Genomic DNA, 17429 nt, shown 5'->3' with positions numbered 1-17429 from the left:
CCTTGGCCCAACATCACTGAATCACAATCGTCTTTGTCGTTGGGCCAAGGCCTAAGCTACATGGGGATAAGGAAGACTTATTCAATAACGATTTCTTGTGCTGGTGGGCGCAAATTGTAATGTGAACTCATGCACCGGCCATAAGCTCCTGCGTTGGCGATTAATAATACATCGCCTTCCTCTGTCACGGGCAATAATCGGTCATAGCCAAGGGTGTCACCTGATTCACAAATTGGACCAACTATATGCGAAAATCCGGCTTTTTCTTCATACAATCTGCTTAAGTTAACAATCTCATGGTAAGCACCGTATAAAGAGGGACGAATTAGGGAGTTCATCCCTGTTTCGATGCCAACAAATTTTACCTTACCTTTTTCTTTACATTGAGTTACTTTGGCAAGAATAACACCACTTTCTGCCACAAAAAATCGTCCGGGCTCAAGCCAAATTTTAATTTGTGGATAACGTGTTTTTACTGCCATTAACAGGGCATCTAAACTTGTAAAATCCAATGGTTGTTGCCCTGGTTTTTCCACTACGCCCAATCCTCCACCTAGATTAATCGATTGAACGTGTGGGAATTGTTCCGTTAAAGAGGCGAGCATTAAAGCTGTTTGTTGCCACAATTCTGGGGTTAGAATGCCGCTTCCTGAATGAGCATGCAATCCCACCACTTTGATATTATGCTTTTTGGTTAATGCGACAACTTGCTCAATATCATTTTGTGTAATACCAAATTTTGACTCATTGCCTCCTGTTGAAACGTGCTTGTGATGGCCAGCTCCAGTACCTGGATCGATACGAATAATGACTTCACGGTTTTTAAACAGATCTGCCCAGTGCTCTAAAGGATACAAGCTATCTATGGTGACATAACAACCTATATTGAGTGCATACTCATACTCAGTTTTTGGTGCAAAATTTGGTGTAAATAGAATACGCTTTCGGTCTATCTTAGGGAAAAATTCCAATACTCTATCCAGTTCTTGAATAGAAACACATTCAAAACCGATGCCTTCTTTTTCCATAGTTTTTAAAATCGAGGGATGAGGATTGGCTTTTATCGCGTAAAACAGCGTATCAATCGATTTTAAAGCCAGTAGTTGCCTGGCTCGGGCAGCTTGGGTTTCGCTATGATAAACATAGCAAGGTGAATTGAGTGAGGCAATGGTTAATAAACGGTCGCGCTCTTTTTCCCACCAAGGAATACTACGCACAGTAGGTTTACCGAATTCTTCATGCCAGCTTTTTGAGTAATAAAAAATTTGAGGGTTATTTTCTATGAGCAAATGATGCAGCTTTTGGCATAATTGATTTGCTTGTGATTCATCAACAACAAACGTGAGGTTCAAATCATTGGATGCAAGCGACATTAAATAGACTTGTTTGGCTTCAAAAACTTCTAAAGCTGGCCCAAGTTGTGGCAGTACCGTTCTGATGTGATGACCAACGAGACTTACTGCACTACAGGGTTCAATGAGTTTCGCTCGACCGAATTGATTTAATTCTGCTAATAAAGCATTAATTGCAGGTCGATCATGTATTTTACTATTGATATCGAGGGATAAAGTCACGTTAAACTCAGAAGACGAGAGTAAGTCTACTGAGAAACCATGATGTTTAAAAGCGGTAAATACATCAGATAAAAAACCCACTTGTTGCCACATGTGTAATGTATCAATAGAGATCAATAGGATACTGTTTTTTATCTGAATGGATTTAATGAGGGGGGCCGTTTCATCAATATCTTTAGTGATGAGCGTTCCTGAATGTTCCGGCATTTGTGTAAATTTGACTGACATTGGAATATTGGCTCGACGAACAGGAGGAATGCAATTGGGGTGTAATACTTTGGCACCCATAGTTGCAATTTCCTGCGCCTCATCGTAGTTTAATTTCTTCAATAAACGGGCTTGTGGCAGTTGATGCGGATTGGCTGTATATATTCCAGGAACATCCGTCCAAATTTCACACGATGCAGCTTGAAGTTTCCCTGCGAGCAGAGCAGCTGAAGTATCCGAGCCTCCTCTGCCTAGCAAAACGGTTTCACCTTGTGGATTTGCAGCAAAAAAACCTTGAGTAATAATGGCTTGAGCGCCACAGGAGATAAATTTTTCAACTAATTCAGAATCATACTCACTCTCACAACGAGCGGATAGATAATTCGCAGACCCTCCATCTGGGAATGGGATACTGGTTAAGAGTTCACGAGCATCATACCATGTACAATGAATTCCTTGCTTTTCGAGAAAAGCATGGCCTAGGCGAGTCATCATGAGTTCGCCCATACTTAAAATTTCCGCATGAGTCTTGGCAGGAGCTTGTTTCAATAAGGCAATACCAGTGAGCCATTGTTCTAATTGAAGCAGATCTTTAGCAATTAACTCAGGATCTACCTCAAGTTGTTCCGCAAGATTGAGATGTCCATTACGAATCTCAGTCAAAATGCTCTGATGTTCATTGATTAAAGCAGCCTCAATGGCTTTTTCAAGTTTATTGGAAACTTGCGTCAGCGCGGAGCAAACAATAACAGGTTGTACCCCAGAATTTATATGTTTCTTAGTAATGGAGGCGATATTATTCCATGTGTTACGAGTTGAAACGCTGGTACCACCAAATTTGGTTACTATTTGTTGCATGATTCATTTCCGCACAAAATTAATACACATTACCATGGAGGGGAGGAGCAGCACAAGTCTCCAGAACACGAATTAAAAATTCAATGGCAATATTACTCATTAATTAACCATGATGGATTTAATTGCTTCATTATGGATTAATATTCATTAGCTGTTGAATCTAAATAAGAAAAAAGTATTTTGAAGGTGTTTTTAATGATTTGAAAACAGGGTACACTCGCTTTTTAGCGGACGTATTTTATTCAAATTTTGAAGTATGTTATTAAGGAGTAATAAGGAGTGAAAAATATGCACAAACCTTTAAGGACACTAGTTAATGCAGCTGTTATTAGTGTTCTAGCTGCTGCTGGTGGCGCTCATGCAGCTGGATTCTCTTTATACGGAGAAAGCGCTGGATATGCAGTTGGTAACTATGCCGCGGGTTCTGCAGCTGAAGCAGCCGACGCATCAACAGGCTGGTATAACCCTGCCGGTTTAGCTTTGCTTCGTGAGCAGCAAGTGGTTTTCGGTGGTATTGGCATATTTCCCACCCTGAAAATGGATGGCTCAAGTACATTTACTACTTCAACGGGTCTTCCTCCACCTTTCCCTCCTGTCGTTCAATACGTACAAAATTTCGAAGGAGTTGATGGCAGTTATGATGCGTTTGTTCCTTCATTCCATTATGCTTTGCCGTTAGGTGAGCGTACTACTTTTGGCTTAAGTGTTACTGCTCCATTTGGATTAGCTACTGATTGGGCTCCTGATTCCCCAGTACGCTATTCCGCGACTTATACCGAAATTTTAACGACTAATATTTCGCCAGAATTAGGAACTCGACTGACTGAGCATTTTGCATTGGGAGCTGGTCTGGATCTGCAATGGGCGCGTGCAAAGTTTAATCAAATGATTGGTGCGCCGACTCTTTTCTTGCTTCTGCAAGAAGATCCCGCTAAGGTTGATTCTTTAAGTTATAACAAAGCTTCATCTTGGGGCGTTGGATTCCATGTTGGTGCGATGGGAATGTTTAATGACAATCACACTCGCATAGGTCTTAATTATCAATCCAGAGTGCGCCATGTTTTCTATGGACATAGTCGCTTATCAGGAATATTGGCTAATAATAATTTTGAATTGGTTTTCCCAATATTGCCTCCTTCAGCATCCCGTACAAATGATGACTTATTTAGTAACCCACAAGAATTCCCAGATGTGGTTACATTGAGTGCTTATCAAGACATCAATGACAAATTGGCTTTATTAGGTTCGGTTGTATATACCGGCTGGGGTGTGTTTAAAAACATCCAATTAAATAATGTTGCGGTACCCAATATTGGATCACCACCATTTTTTAATGTGACTCAAGCAAATATTGATAGTAATGTAATCCAAGATTACCATGATTCTTGGCGTGTTGCTCTGGGTGCCAATTATTGGGTAAACCCAAAATTAATGCTTCGTTTGGGTGGTGGTTATGATCAGACCCCTACAAATGATACCTTTAGAAATGTTCGCTTACCTGACGTGGACCGTTGGGCTATTGCTGTTGGTGCTCATTATCAATGGCGACCCAATGTTGGTGTTGACGTAGGCTATACTCATTTGTTTGCTGGGTCTAGACCAGATGTTGATTCCTTCCAGGCTCTTTCAACAACCTCTGTATACAACGTAGATATTGATGGCGGTCATTTTGCTGCTGATCTAGTGGGTGCTCAATTGACATGGGTTATTGATAAAGTCCCTGAAGCACCAACAAAATAAATAGTTCAGACATTCTGAATAGTAAAAAGCCACTTTATGTGGCTTTTTTATTTTATGAATTAATGTGTCCAGTTATCAGCCTATTACGCATAAACATCATTCCATGGGTAGAGGAGGCAATGTGCTGCCAGCGTTATTGATATTAAATCAAGAGATCCTTTGTCGTAAAATCCTCAGGATGTTGAGGCGGAGAGGAATTTCTAATGTATCTTGGGGGCAGGGCCGTTTTGCTATATGTTACTGAATTTTATGATTTATCGATAGGTGAATACCGAGATGGAGGCGAGAGCCGCCTCCTAGCATATATGGAGCATTAGCCTTTGTTTATAGTCGCTTCACCAGGTCCATTTACAGTCAGCGTATATCCATTCTTTGATAAATATTTTGGAGTAATATCACCAGAATCAAGATCCATATGAACCTCACCTACTTCTACTGGATTAGAAGTATTAGTAGCCATTTTAATTACTGCTGTACATTGTTTGCCAGTTGTATGTCCATAGCAGGCTAATTTTACGAGATTCCAATAAACTTTTTGTGTTGAATTGCCAGCAGTTGGGTACGCAGAAGGAACGCCTGCTATATAAGCATTTGATTCTTCTGGGGTATTATTGTGAGTGACTAGATAAGCTGGACTTGCAAAAGCTGTGACAGCACTTAAACTTAAAGCAATTGCTGAAAAACCTTTAAATAATAAATTCATTATATCTTTTTCTCCGTTTAATTATAAATGATTGGTTCGTGTTGTCCTTTTCAATCTCTAAAGCAAACTTAATGTTCTAAACCAATCGACTTTTCTACATCTTAAAACGCACCAAGAGTATATCGCAAAATATCTTAGTGTCTATCACCATCAGTCTTAGGCCATTTAATAGCTTACTAAGACTTAAGTTTTTTAGGAAAATTTATTCTGAGATATTAAACGTGCGATATCTTTAGCAAAGTAAGAAATAATAAAATCCGCCCCAGCACGCTTTATCGCAGTTAAGCTCTCTATGATGGCGTGTTCTTCATTGATGAGTTGGTTTTGGGCGGCTATCTTAATCATTGAATATTCACCACTTACCTGATAAGCACAAAGGGGCACCTCAGGGAAATGTTGCTTGAGTCTTGCGATAACATCCAAGTAAAATCCGGCCGGCTTAACCATCATCATATCAGCACCTTCCTCCAGGTCTAATGCGGTTTCTCTTAAAGCTTCAGCGCCATTGGCGGGATCCATTTGATAGCTCTTGCGATTGCCAAATTTGGGTGCTCCCTGTGCTGCCTCTCTAAAAGGTCCATACAGGCAAGAGCAATATTTCGCACTGTAACTTAATATAGGTATATGCTGATATCCTTGGGCATCTAATGCATTACGAATCGCATGGACCATCCCATCCGTCATTCCGCTAGGCGCGACCCAATCAGCACCAGCTTTTGCATGACTTACAGCTTGTTTTGCAAGAAAAGTTAATGTCTTATCGGTATCAATACATTCGCCATTGAGTACACCACAATGTCCATGATCTGTGTACTCACAAAAACAAAGATCAGTAATAATTAAGATGTCTTTATTCACAGTGCGAATTTTTTTTATCGCTTTTTGGATGATGCCTTCATCATTGAATGATTCACTGCCATATGCATCTTTATGTTTAGGAATACCAAATAGCAGGACAGCAGGAATACCTAAAGAACTAAGTAATTCAATTTCCTGAGGAAGGCAATCGAGGCTTAATTGAAATTGACCAGGCATAGCACTTATTTCTTGAGGCTCATGAATGAGTTCGCTAATGAATAAAGGAGCGATAAATTGCTGAGGATGCAACCGTGTTTCTTTAACTAAAGCACGAGACATCGCATTGCTTCTTAAACGAGTCAATCTTAAGGGAATGGTGTAATCGGTCATGGAATTGATCCTGTTATTTGTTCATTTTTGTAAGGCTCGTAGTGAAGAGCCAAAATAAAAGTGGAGGTATTTTAACATAACTCGTGTAGCCTGAGTGAAAATGCATGGAATTCGAGTTGCGAAATTTCCCCATCCCGATAGAGGGATCTCCGTGCGAAGCACGGGTGTTATGATGGGAGAACCCTCGCTACGCTCGGATCACGTGATTACTTCAGGAGATGAGGCGGATGATAACCAATTTAGTATTTCCTTTTTTTAATTTTCTTATTTGAGGTATACAAAAAATCAATGGCGCTACTGGTATCACTGTTGCTTATTTGAATACTAAAAAATCTGTTGAGTAAATATCTGAGGGTCAACATATTGGTATCTGTTTGTGAGAGACCAATGTTATAGCTTAAATAAAGGCGTTTTGAGAGCGATTTACCAACCACCAATGAAGTTGTGTCACTTGAGGTGTTCGTGATTTGATTGTAATTCGTATTGGTTTGCACATTAAAATCAATACCTGCAGTTTGTTTGAGTTGCTCTAAAAGTTGGAGGCTGTTGGTATTACTTCCCAAGTTCATCGACGATATCGCTGCGAGCAGCAATTGTCCTCCAGCCTTATTGGCCTGATTTGCTGGTCGCCTTAGAACAAGCATGGAAAGAATATCAGCTTGAGAAAGAACAGCAGGCTCAGAAAATAGTTGAATTTTCGGACGAGTTAACCGACCTGTTACTTCCACTCCTAAAGTCATGGTTTCCCCATAATTAATGTTTTGCAGGTTCGTACTATTAAAGTCTAAAAGTTGGCTGGAACTGGCAAAGGTTGTGGGAGAAATACTAATTTTTTTTGCTGCACGCACATTAATTTCTGGAGTAGAAATCGGTCCTCCAGTAAAAATGAGTTGTCCTTGTTGTATCGCTAAATCTTGTCCATAAGCCTTATAAGTACCGTTTCTAACTGATAATTCTCCATATGCATTAATTGAATTCTGTTGCGATTGTTTTACATGCAGTGTTCCATCCAAATTCCCTTTTAATCCTTTAACATTGATGGCCACTTCTTTACCCATTTGAAGATCAATATCCATGCCGTTAATTAGTGTAAAGGAGGGGGATGCTTTCTCTTTACGCTTATAAACTACGTCATCGGGTAATGAAATACTATTGTGGAATGAGCGAGGTTGAATTTCAGCATAAGGAACCAAAATGGTACCCGAAAGAGTTTGGGTTGTTGGTGTGATATTAAGATTAAGTTTTGGGGAAATATGGATTTTATATTCGCTGGTTTGAACTAATGGAAAATTTTCTCCTTCTAGAGTGAAATTCCCCATAAATTGGGTACTTAAATTTCCTTTTCCGCTAAGTGATAAATGATGGCCTGCAGAGACTGCCGAACCGATTGCTTCCCAGGATCGTTGTTTACCGTGTACATTCATCTCAAGTGCATCAAGATGAAGTCCTATTTTAGGCAATGAAAGGCTGGTTTTACTGAGTATGAGCCGACTTTCAATAGTATTTTTATTCAAAGTACCGCTTATTTTTAATGAGGCAACCAATTGTCCTTTTAAGTTATTAATTTCTGGACTGATTTTTTGTAAAAAGTCTAATGAGCTTACATTCAATGATAATTCACCGTTTATGGGTTGGTTGTCTTTTAAGCCAGTATCAAGAGCAAATTTAGGTAGTTTAAATTCCAGTTTTAAATTTTTCTGGTCATCAATGGCCAAAGTGCCAGTACCTTTAAGCTGTTCAGGTGAAAGGATGATTTTTAGAGAGCCCCCCTTAAATTGCAGACGAGGTAGGGTATCCTTATTAGGTGTTTGGTAAAAACCGGGATGTATCTTGAGTAGTAAGTGTCCCTGATTTTTAGCGCTAGTCTCCCCTTGAGCAGATAAATTGGTGTATAAGCCAGTATGCTGACTCGATACCGTGTCAGGTTGCGTCAGATTGCCATCGAATGTCCATTGCCATGGGAATCTTCCACGAATATTTGCATCCATCAGCCAATGATCATTGGGGGAAGTGTTTGCTTTAGAGTGTAAGTTAATTTGCATGTTAGGTAAGACGCCAGTCGCGGTGATTGTTCCCTTTTCACTAGCCATGACTTTATCTTGTGCTTTGTACCATTGCATGCCATGCCATTGAGCAGTTATTAATTGGCTTTCTCGCAGAGAATGAGGCTGCCATTGAACGTCTAGTTGTTCTATTTTTAATTTAGAAGATTTATTTTGATACTCAATTCCGCTCAAGACAAAATGATTTAATAAACTGCCCTCAATTTGTTGCACTTTAAGAGTCCCTGGTAGATACAAATGGCTGAATTGAATGAGGGATCTTAAACCTGACTTTGTTTCTAATAAAAATAAGGCTATCCCTGCAAATAAAATAATAAATAAACAGCTAATATAAAGGATCTTAACTAAAATTCGGAGCGTTTTTAGCAGGAATCGCTTCATAAGTCGGGTCCCATGCTGATCACCAAACGTGGGCTATTGCTATCGCGCTGCCATCGGCCATTAATTGCCTGAGCTAATCCTACTTTAATTGGACCTACGGGTGAAACCCACATTAAACCACCGCCTGCATCATAATAACTTTTTAGAGGAGTTGGATTGTAAATCGCTCCTGCATCATAAAATGCAATTAAGTACCAATTTTTTTTGGTTTCTTTTTGAATTTCAAAACCAGCATAACTTATTATTCTACTTGGACCTATTGAATTAAAACTAAACGCTTTTAAATTATCCGTTCCTCCTAAAAGTAATGCAAGTGATAAGGGCTGCTGGTTAATATTATTGATTGCAGTAAATCCTTGAATTGCATGTCCATAAAGACGTAAACGGAGTGGTTCGATTCGCATTGCAGCTTTCATGTCTAATGAAGCTTGAGCAAAATTAATAGTCGATAAAAGGATTTGATTCGCAGCAAGACCATTAATGGTGATGTTATATCCGGAGGGTGAGAAGAGGAGATCTTGAGTTTTGCTCCAGGTAATAGTTGCCTTGGGATAGAGTAAAAATTGTTTTGTATTTTGTTGAAGTGCGTAATGAAATCCTTCGTAAAGCGAGTTTATAGATAAAGTACGTTGATAATTGGTTATTCGATGTTGTTGGGCAAGTGAGATAAGAAACGAATTACTGTATCCCGCACTGTAGTTTAAATTTGAAAAATTGCCTGTAAGTGTGTATTGATCCTGAATGGGGTTTTTTCCAGGAATAACATACTGGGCCTGTAATGCGTTTTGCACAAAAGAACCTTGAGCCATGAGATTGAATTTATGTCCTTGGCGATTGACGGGTATTACATGCAAAGCAGCACGACCACGAACGCCCGTATCTGTTCCATAACCCGCACCAAGAGTATAAGAGTATTTAGATACAGGCTCGGTATAAATTTGTACAGGTACTGTTGGATTTTCGGTAATTTGTGGCTTTACAAGTACCGAACTAAAATATCCGCTATTTGATAAATCATTATTTAACTGGAGTACTTTATCACCAGAATAGACTTGTCCAGGGTGAAAAGGAACAAAACGGTGCAATAAGGCTGGATTAATGTATGTAGGATTAAATTGAACTTGCCCAAAATAAAAAAGAGGGCCCGTGTCAAGAATTAGGGTGATTTCTGCTGTATAGTTCTCTTCATCAATTAAAATTTCACTTTTTTTAAAGCCTGCACGCATATAACCTTGGTTTTCTGCTGCATCAAGCAGTTTTAATTTGGTTTGCTCGTATTGTTCGGTAAAAAGAGGGGCTCCTGGAGCGAGTGGTATATTTTTTATTGCATCCCGCAACATGCGGTTATGTGAACCTTCCCCGATCAGCTCAATTTTAAGTCGCGAAATCATGACTTGAGGACCAGCATGAATAATAACAGTCAACTGATGAGCGTCAGGTCTTTGTAGTTTCACTTCCCCTTTAAAATAACCAAAAGGTTGAATTGCCTGAATGACATGTTCTTGTAACTCATCTAAGCTGAATTGGGCAAGGGGTTTTAATTTTTGTAACTCATTCAAACGTTTTTCAACATTGGCTTCGACTTTTCCAGAAACTCCAGAAATTGTAATTGATACTGAATCATTGCCTTGAGCAAATAATGCAAAACAGGTAATGAGAAGTATCAGATAAATGAGTTTTTTCACGATAGTCTCAATACTCGTTTCACTTAAAAAGTCCTCTTGATTTGCATAGGAATCATTTTTAAGAATATACACTTATTAGACATATAAAGGCTAGGCATCAACTGTTTCCATACTCTTAAATCGATATATCAAATCAAGAGCCTCTCTTGCAGTTAATCGATCCGGATCAATTTGAGCCAGTTCGCGTAAAATGGGTGATTGGGGTTTCACTTCGACTGATGTGTGTATTGGAGTGGCTGAGGGATTCTGATTTTGAATATGATTTAAGTGCGTATGAGCCATTGTTAAAACATCAGCAGGTATCCCCGCAAGTTCTGCTACTTCAAGCCCATAACTTCGATTCGCATGTCCTGGTTCGACTCGATATAAAAAGATAATCCGACCAGAATCCAAGGATGCTTGTAAATGAACATTCCGAATGCAAGGCCATTGTTGGGGAAGATTGGTTAACTCAAAGTAATGTGTGGAAAATAAAGTATATGCTTTAATGGTCGTGGCGAGATAAGCGCAGCTGGCATAAGCCAAAGCCATACCATCATAGGTACTGGTACCGCGGCCAATTTCATCAATTAAAACAAGGCTCTCATGAGTTGCCTGTCTTAAAATTTGTGCCGTTTCCGTCATTTCTACCATAAAAGTTGAACGACCGGAGGCTAAATCGTCACTGGCGCCAATACGGGTAAAAATTCTATCGATAGGGCCTAAAGTTACTGACTTAGCAGGTACGAAACTGCCAATATGAGCTAATAGTACAATTAAAGCGGTTTGTCGCATGTAAGTTGATTTACCGCCCATGTTGGGGCCGGTAATGAGCAATATATTTTGCGATGGTTTGAGTTGTAGGTCATTTGCGATGAAGCGTTCTTGCAGTAACTGTTCAATTACTGGATGACGACCTGCTTCAATAGAAATTTGTGACTCAGGTACCAGAGTAGGGCAACACCAATTGAAACTTTGAGCCCGTTCTGCAAGAGTTGCTAATACATCCAATTTGGCCAGTGCTTGTGCTAAAAGCGTTAATTCGTGTATATGGTTCTGGATTTCGATCAATAGATTTTCATAGAGCCATTTTTCCCGCGCCAAAGCCTTAACTTGTGCTGACAACACTTTCTCTTCAAATTGCTTTAACTCTGGGGTGATATATCGCTCTACATTTTTTAAGGTTTGCTTTCTGTGGTAATGAGGAGGTGCTTTTTCTGATTGGCCTTTTGAAAGCTCGATGTAATATCCCTGTACGTTATTGAAGCCAAATTTCAGACTCGACAGACCAGTTTTTTGTTTTTCTTCTTGTTCTAAATGGATAAGTTTATCATTGGCACGCGTACTGAGGATTCTGAGCTCATCCAATTCTTCATCAAAACCTGGGGCGATCACCCCACCATCACGAATCAATACGGGAGGATTTTCTATAATCGCTGTCGCAAGTATTTGCTGGAGTACAGGTAACGGTTTAATATGTCTTTTTAATTGAACTATGAGTTCGCTTTGGTGATGAGTAAGTACGGAATTCAATTCTGGAAGTAATGCTAAAGTATGACTCAACGCAACCAAGTCACGTGGACGAGCTGATTTTAAAGCAATACGCGAGACAATCCGTTCTACATCACAAGTTTGTCGCAACAACTCATGGAGTGACATGCTTTGTTGCAATTGCATGATTTCCAGTACGGCATTCTGGCGAGCCTTAATTAGGTTATGTTGTTTCAGCGGTCTTCCTAACCAACGCTTGAGTAAACGACTGCCCATGGTACATGCGGTTTTATCCAACAACGATAACAAACTGTTTTCATGGCTGCCGCTCATATTTTCAAATAATTCCAGATGTTTTTGGGTCGAGGCATCCAGTTGCAAGTAATCATGGGTATGTTCAAGCGTCATTGTTGTTAAATGGGGAAGAGCTTGTTTTTGCGTCGTATGTAAATAAGATAATAAAGCACCCGCGGCAATAAGGGCATTAGTATGATCTTGCTCACCGAATGCTCTAAGATCATGTACTGCAAATTGCTCACATAAAAGTTTTTTAGCATGATCAATGTGAAATTCCCAACCTGGTCTCATTTTAATTGGGAAATTCAGGCAGTATTCTTCCAAGGGAGATGTTTCTTGTAAAAGTAATTCAGCAGGCTGCAATCGTGTTAGTTCCGCGCTAAGCTGATTCGTTTCGGTTAATTCCAGTAAATGAAAACGCCCACTACTGAGCTCAACCCAGGCAAGGCCAATTTTTTGTTTTTGGTGATGTACTGCCAGTAATAAATTATCTTTTTTAGCATCTAAAAGTGCTTCATCAGTCACTGTTCCTGGAGTAATAATACGAGTAACTTGGCGTTCAACTGGTCCCTTGCTGGTTGCAGGATCCCCTATTTGTTCGCAGATTGCTACTGATTCCCCTTTTTTAATCAATCGTGCTAGATAATTCTCCACTGCATGATAAGGAACGCCGGCCATAGGAATTGGTTTGTCAGCAGATTGACCGCGATGGGTCAAAGTGAGATCTAACAATTGTGACGCACGTTTGGCATCATCAAAAAATAATTCGTAAAAATCACCCATACGATAGAACAAGAGCATATCAGGGTGTTCTGACTTTATGCGTAAATACTGTTGCATCATTGGTGTATGGGCAGTGGTCATGAAGGTTTTTTATTTGAGTGGAAAGTGGGGCGATTTTAGCAAAATCATTTAAGGTAGAGTAGAGGCAATAGAACGAAGAGCGTGTGGATATCCAAATCCGCTTAATGAAGAAAAAGATTAAGTCGCGGAAACGTGGCAATTAACTGGTTTGCCATAATGTAATTTTTATTTGGGTAATGAGTCTATAAAGCCAAAAAAACCTGAGCTAGAGATACAAAAGGAAGCAATTATCTTTACATAATTGTCTCTACAAACTTCAATAAATAACCCTGGATTCAAGAATAGAATCTGGGATATTATCAATTACTTATCATGGAATGGCAAAGGAAAATGCTATGTTAACGACAAAGGATGTTAAGTCTGTTGAGGCCGCAAAACAAATTATTGAAGAGCGTAATCTCACTCATGTCAAGGTTGGTTTATTTGATGTGGATGGGGTGATGCTTGGAAAATATATGAGCCGTAATAAATTCTTCTCGGCTTTGGACAATGGTTTTTCTTTTTGTGATGTAATCTTAGGTTGGGATTCCAAAGATAAACTCTATGATAATGGGAAATATACCGGGTGGCACACCGGTTATCCCGACACTTCGGTACGCATTTTGCCAGAGACATGCCGAGATCTTGTTTTTGAAGAGAATCAACTGTTATTTATGGCGGAATTTTCAGGGGAAGCAGAGAATTTATGTCCGCGAGCATTACTTCGCCGAATTATTAATAAAGCAGATTCGATGGGATTTGACGCTTATGCAGCCCTGGAATATGAATTCTTCATGTTTAATGAAACGCCTGAAAGTATACGCTCTAAAGGTTTTCGTGATTTAAAACCCATGACCCCTGATTTTTTTGGTTACTCAATGATTCGAAATACCGTTCATGCGGAATTATATCATCAAATCCTCAATATGAGTGAGATTATGGACTTTCCTATTGAGGGTTTGCATGCTGAAACAGGTCCAGGGGTAATAGAAGCGGCGATTGCTGTAGATAAAGCTGCAGAAGCCGGCGATAAGGCTGCATTATTTAAGACCTTCATGAAGGTCTTAGCACAACGAAACAATAAAATAGCAACCTTTATGGCTAAATGGTCCCCACACTATCCAGGACAAAGTGGACACATCCACCTGTCCTTACGGCATAAAAATAATAGGGGTAGTGCTTTTTTCGACCCTACAATGCAATATAACATGAGTAAAATTCAAAGACATTTCGTGGCAGGACAACAAAAACTCATGCCCGAATTTTTAGCCATGGTTTCTCCTACTGTGAATAGCTTTTCTCGACTCATTCCAGGTTTTTGGGCTCCAACAGATGCGACATGGGGGGTAGAGAATCGTACCACAGCATTACGCGTTATTCCGGGAAGTGATAAGTCACAGCGTGTTGAGTATCGTTTAGGTTCTGCTGATTCGAATCCTTATTTGGCTTTGGCAGCAGCTTTGGGATCAGGTTTGTATGGAATTGAGCATGAACTGGAGCCCTATCCAGAAATTACAGGTAATTCTCATTCGCAACAGCATCAATCGGAGCTCGCTTTGCCACGGACCCTCTGGGAAGCTGCTACTCGTCTAAGGGAATCACAAGCTGCCCGTACGTTATTTGGCGAACCATTTGTTGAGCATTTTGCTGCCTCACGCGAATGGGAAGAACGTGAGTTTCGTCGTCATATAACCGACTGGGAATTGGATCGCTATTTTGAAATTATTTAACTCGGATTTTCCAGATCATGAATGATACATTGAAAACCTATTCACCTATAGATAATTCACTCTATGTAGAGCGAGCTTTTTCGGATGACGATGCGATCCAATTGGCATTAGACCGAGCATCAAGTGCCAAAAAACAATGGGCTAATACCTCGTTGGCTGAGCGTGAGCATTATTGTCAGGCTGCAGTAGATGCTCTAGTTGCCAATAAGGAAGAGATTGCCTGGGAAATCTGTTGGCAAATGGGAAGACCAATTCGTTATGCCCCAGGAGAGATTAATGGTTTTGAGGGGCGTGCTCGATATATGATTGCTGCAGCAAGTGCTGCACTCTCGCCGATTAGATTGCCTGAAAAAGCAGGTTTTATTCGTTACATCAAACGCGAGCCACTAGGACTCGCTTTTGTCATAGCGCCCTGGAATTATCCTTACCTTACCGCTGTGAATGCAATTATCCCAGCCATAATGGCTGGGAATGTAGTCTTGCTGAAGCATTCAGCGCAAACGCCGCTGGTTGCTGAGCGATTTGCTCAGGCATTTAAAGCAGCAAATCTCCCAGAAGGGGTTTTCCAATATTTGCATCTGACTCATGCAGACACAGAAAGGGTTTTACGTCACCCAGCAATCAATCACGTTGCTTTTACAGGTTCTGTTGCGGGTGGTGAGATGGTGGAACGTGTAACTGCAGGGCGTTTTTTGAGTGTTGGATTGGAACTTGGAGGAAAAGATCCAGGGTATGTTCGTTTTGATGCAGATATTGATCAAGCAGTAGAAACGCTGATAGATGGAGCGTTCTTTAATTCAGGTCAATCGTGTTGCGGTATTGAGCGCATTTACGTTCACAAAGATGTTTATGAGCAATTTGTGAATAAAGCGGTAGCATTGGTGATGCAATATAAACTTGGACGTCCTGATGATCCGGATACTACTTTAGGACCACTCGTAAGGCCTTCTGCTGCGGAATTTGTTCGTACCCAGATTCGAGAAGCAGTGACACAAGGTGCTGTAGCGCATATTGATAGTCAAAAGTTTGTTATGGATCAACCAGGGTCTGCATATATGGCACCCCAGATTTTAACGGAAGTAAACCATAAAATGAGGATAATGACGGAAGAAACATTTGGACCTGTGGTGGGTATCATGTCCGTTGACAGCGACGATGAAGCGATTGCGTTAATGAATGACAGTGATTACGGTTTAACGGCAGCTGTCTTTACTCAAGATATCGACCAGGGAATCGCCATTGGTGAACAGCTTGACACTGGAACATTTTTTATCAATCGTTGTGATTATCTGGATCCTGCTTTGGCCTGGACTGGAGTTAAAAACTCAGGGCGTGGATGTACACTTTCTGCTATAGGATATGAGGCATTGACCAGGCCTAAATCTTTTCATTTAAAAACAAACGATTAGGGTTTTTTATACAATTTGCAGCATTTTGACCAAGAACTAAAATTGTATACAAACCCCAGCAAGGGATCTATAAATGAGTACATTATCAATGAAAGCTAATTGGAATTATCCTACTTCGATAAGGGTAGGGGCGGGGCGTGCACGCGAACTTACTGAAGCGTGCCGTACTCTGGGCATGAAATCCCCTCTGTTAGTCACAGACAGCAACCTTGCAAAATTACCGATGATTGAAACAGCATTAGCAGATTGTCGAGATGCGGGTTTAAATGGTGCTTTGTTCACTGATGTAAAAGCGAACCCCACCGGTGAAAATGTTGCTGCTGGTGTCGATGCTTATCGAAGTGGTCAACATGATGGGGTTATTGCTTTTGGGGGCGGATCAGCTTTAGATGCTGCGAAAGCAATTGCATTAATGGTTGGCCAAACTCGTCCCCTTTGGGATTTTGAAGACATAGGAGATAATTGGCGATGTGTGAATGTTGCCGGTATAGCGCCTGTTATTGCCTTGCCAAGCACAGCCGGTACTGGTTCGGAAGTTGGGCGTGCTTCGGTGATAACCGATACACAACACCATCGAAAAAAGATTATTTTTCATCCTAAGATGTTACCTTCCATCGTTATTTTAGATCCAGAATTAACGGTTGCTTTACCACCGAAGATTACGGCAGCAACAGGTATGGATGCATTATCTCATTGCCTGGAGGCTTATTCTGCCCCCAATTATCATCCAATGGCTGAAGGGATTGCTGTTGAAGGAATCCGTTTAATCAAAGAACATTTGCCTCGAGTAATGAAAAATGGAAACGATTTAAATTCCAGGACACAAATGCTTGTTGCATCAATGATGGGAGCAACCGCATTTCAGCGTGGGTTAGGTGCAATGCATGCGCTCGCTCATCCTTTGGGCGCAATATATGATGCGCATCACGGTCGATTAAATGCTATTTTGATGCCTTATGTAGTGCAAGCCAATCGCTCAGAGATAGAACAAAAAATAGCGCGCCTAGCGTATTACTTAGAGATTGATAATGGATTTGATGGGTTTCTAGAGTGGATACTGCAATTGCGCCGTGAACTAGGCATCGAACACAGCCTGGTTGAAATTGGCATCGATGCACGTGATGTGGCTCGTATTGCGACCATGGCCACTGAAGATCCCTCAGCGCAAAGTAATCCAATTCTTTTTGATGCGTTGCAATACAAAAACATTCTTACTGCAGCGATTCATGGAGATCCTCATCCTTTGTAGATGAAGCGATTATATTGGCAGAGGCACCTTGA

At 40.5% G+C, this 17429-nt stretch carries 10 protein-coding genes; 4 read left to right on the top strand and 6 right to left on the bottom strand.

Going from position 1 to position 17429, the window contains the following annotated elements:
• Positions 1-77: 77 nt before the first annotated feature.
• Positions 78-2639: a bifunctional aspartate kinase/diaminopimelate decarboxylase gene (locus tag OQJ26_RS03160; RefSeq protein WP_265702467.1), complete on the bottom strand. Its 2562-nt coding sequence runs from the start codon at positions 2637-2639 to the stop codon at positions 78-80.
• A 279-nt stretch (positions 2640-2918) separates the two neighbouring features.
• On the opposite strand from OQJ26_RS03160, the gene OQJ26_RS03155 reads away from it, so the two are divergent.
• Positions 2919-4379 (top strand): OmpP1/FadL family transporter, encoded by a 1461-nt coding sequence (locus tag OQJ26_RS03155; RefSeq protein WP_265702466.1) that lies wholly within the window; start codon positions 2919-2921, stop codon positions 4377-4379.
• Positions 4380-4692: 313 nt separating this feature from the next.
• Here the strand turns inward: OQJ26_RS03155 and OQJ26_RS03150 are convergent, their stop codons facing one another.
• From OQJ26_RS03150 to mutS, 5 genes are all read right to left on the bottom strand, one after another.
• The gene (locus OQJ26_RS03150) at positions 4693-5082 is read right to left on the bottom strand and encodes a hypothetical protein (RefSeq protein WP_028381973.1); all 390 of its coding nucleotides are present in this window, start codon (positions 5080-5082) and stop codon (positions 4693-4695) included.
• 192 nt (positions 5083-5274) lie between these two features.
• Positions 5275-6270 (bottom strand): porphobilinogen synthase, encoded by a 996-nt coding sequence (gene hemB / locus OQJ26_RS03145; protein WP_265702465.1) that lies wholly within the window; start codon positions 6268-6270, stop codon positions 5275-5277.
• 239 nt (positions 6271-6509) lie between these two features.
• On the bottom strand, positions 6510-8546 hold the full coding sequence (locus OQJ26_RS03140) for a translocation/assembly module TamB domain-containing protein (RefSeq protein WP_265702463.1): 2037 nt from the start codon (positions 8544-8546) through the stop codon (positions 6510-6512).
• A 164-nt stretch (positions 8547-8710) separates the two neighbouring features.
• Positions 8711-10399 carry an autotransporter assembly complex protein TamA gene (locus OQJ26_RS03135; RefSeq protein WP_265702462.1) on the bottom strand — a complete coding sequence of 563 codons (1689 nt, stop codon included), beginning with the start codon at positions 10397-10399 and terminating at the stop codon, positions 8711-8713.
• A gap of 90 nt (positions 10400-10489) precedes the next feature.
• On the bottom strand, positions 10490-13030 hold the full coding sequence (gene mutS, locus OQJ26_RS03130) for a DNA mismatch repair protein MutS (RefSeq protein WP_265702460.1): 2541 nt from the start codon (positions 13028-13030) through the stop codon (positions 10490-10492).
• 335 nt (positions 13031-13365) lie between these two features.
• Between mutS and OQJ26_RS03125 the strand changes: the two genes are divergently transcribed.
• The 3 genes from OQJ26_RS03125 (at position 13366) to OQJ26_RS03115 (ending at position 17397) form a co-directional block, all read left to right on the top strand.
• Entirely contained in the window at positions 13366-14739 is a 1374-nt protein-coding gene (locus OQJ26_RS03125; protein WP_265702458.1) for a glutamine synthetase family protein, read from the top strand.
• Between the two features lie 17 nt (positions 14740-14756).
• A complete protein-coding gene (locus tag OQJ26_RS03120) occupies positions 14757-16148 on the top strand; it encodes an aldehyde dehydrogenase family protein (protein ID WP_265702457.1) in 1392 nt (463 codons plus the stop codon).
• 73 nt (positions 16149-16221) lie between these two features.
• Positions 16222-17397 (top strand): iron-containing alcohol dehydrogenase, encoded by a 1176-nt coding sequence (locus tag OQJ26_RS03115; protein ID WP_265702456.1) that lies wholly within the window; start codon positions 16222-16224, stop codon positions 17395-17397.
• Positions 17398-17429 lie beyond the last annotated feature (32 nt).

It is taken from the genome of Legionella sheltonii, assembly GCF_026191355.1.
GTDB classification, from domain to species: domain Bacteria; phylum Pseudomonadota; class Gammaproteobacteria; order Legionellales; family Legionellaceae; genus Legionella; species Legionella sheltonii.
The sequence above is the reverse complement of the archived record's forward strand: the minus strand, read 5'-3'. Positions and strand labels throughout refer to the sequence as shown.

Bases quoted from the DNA above. Each gene is read 5' to 3' on its own strand.
- OQJ26_RS03160 (WP_265702467.1), bottom strand. From the start codon at position 2,639: ATGCAACAAATAGTAACCAAATTTGGTGGTACCAGCGTTTCAACTCGT.
- OQJ26_RS03150 (WP_028381973.1), bottom strand. From the start codon at position 5,082: ATGAATTTATTATTTAAAGGTTTTTCAGCAATTGCTTTAAGTTTAAGT.
- hemB (WP_265702465.1), bottom strand. From the start codon at position 6,270: ATGACCGATTACACCATTCCCTTAAGATTGACTCGTTTAAGAAGCAAT.
- mutS (WP_265702460.1), bottom strand. From the start codon at position 13,030: ATGACCACTGCCCATACACCAATGATGCAACAGTATTTACGCATAAAG.
- OQJ26_RS03125 (WP_265702458.1), top strand. From the start codon at position 13,366: ATGTTAACGACAAAGGATGTTAAGTCTGTTGAGGCCGCAAAACAAATT.
- OQJ26_RS03120 (WP_265702457.1), top strand. From the start codon at position 14,757: ATGAATGATACATTGAAAACCTATTCACCTATAGATAATTCACTCTAT.
- OQJ26_RS03115 (WP_265702456.1), top strand. From the start codon at position 16,222: ATGAGTACATTATCAATGAAAGCTAATTGGAATTATCCTACTTCGATA.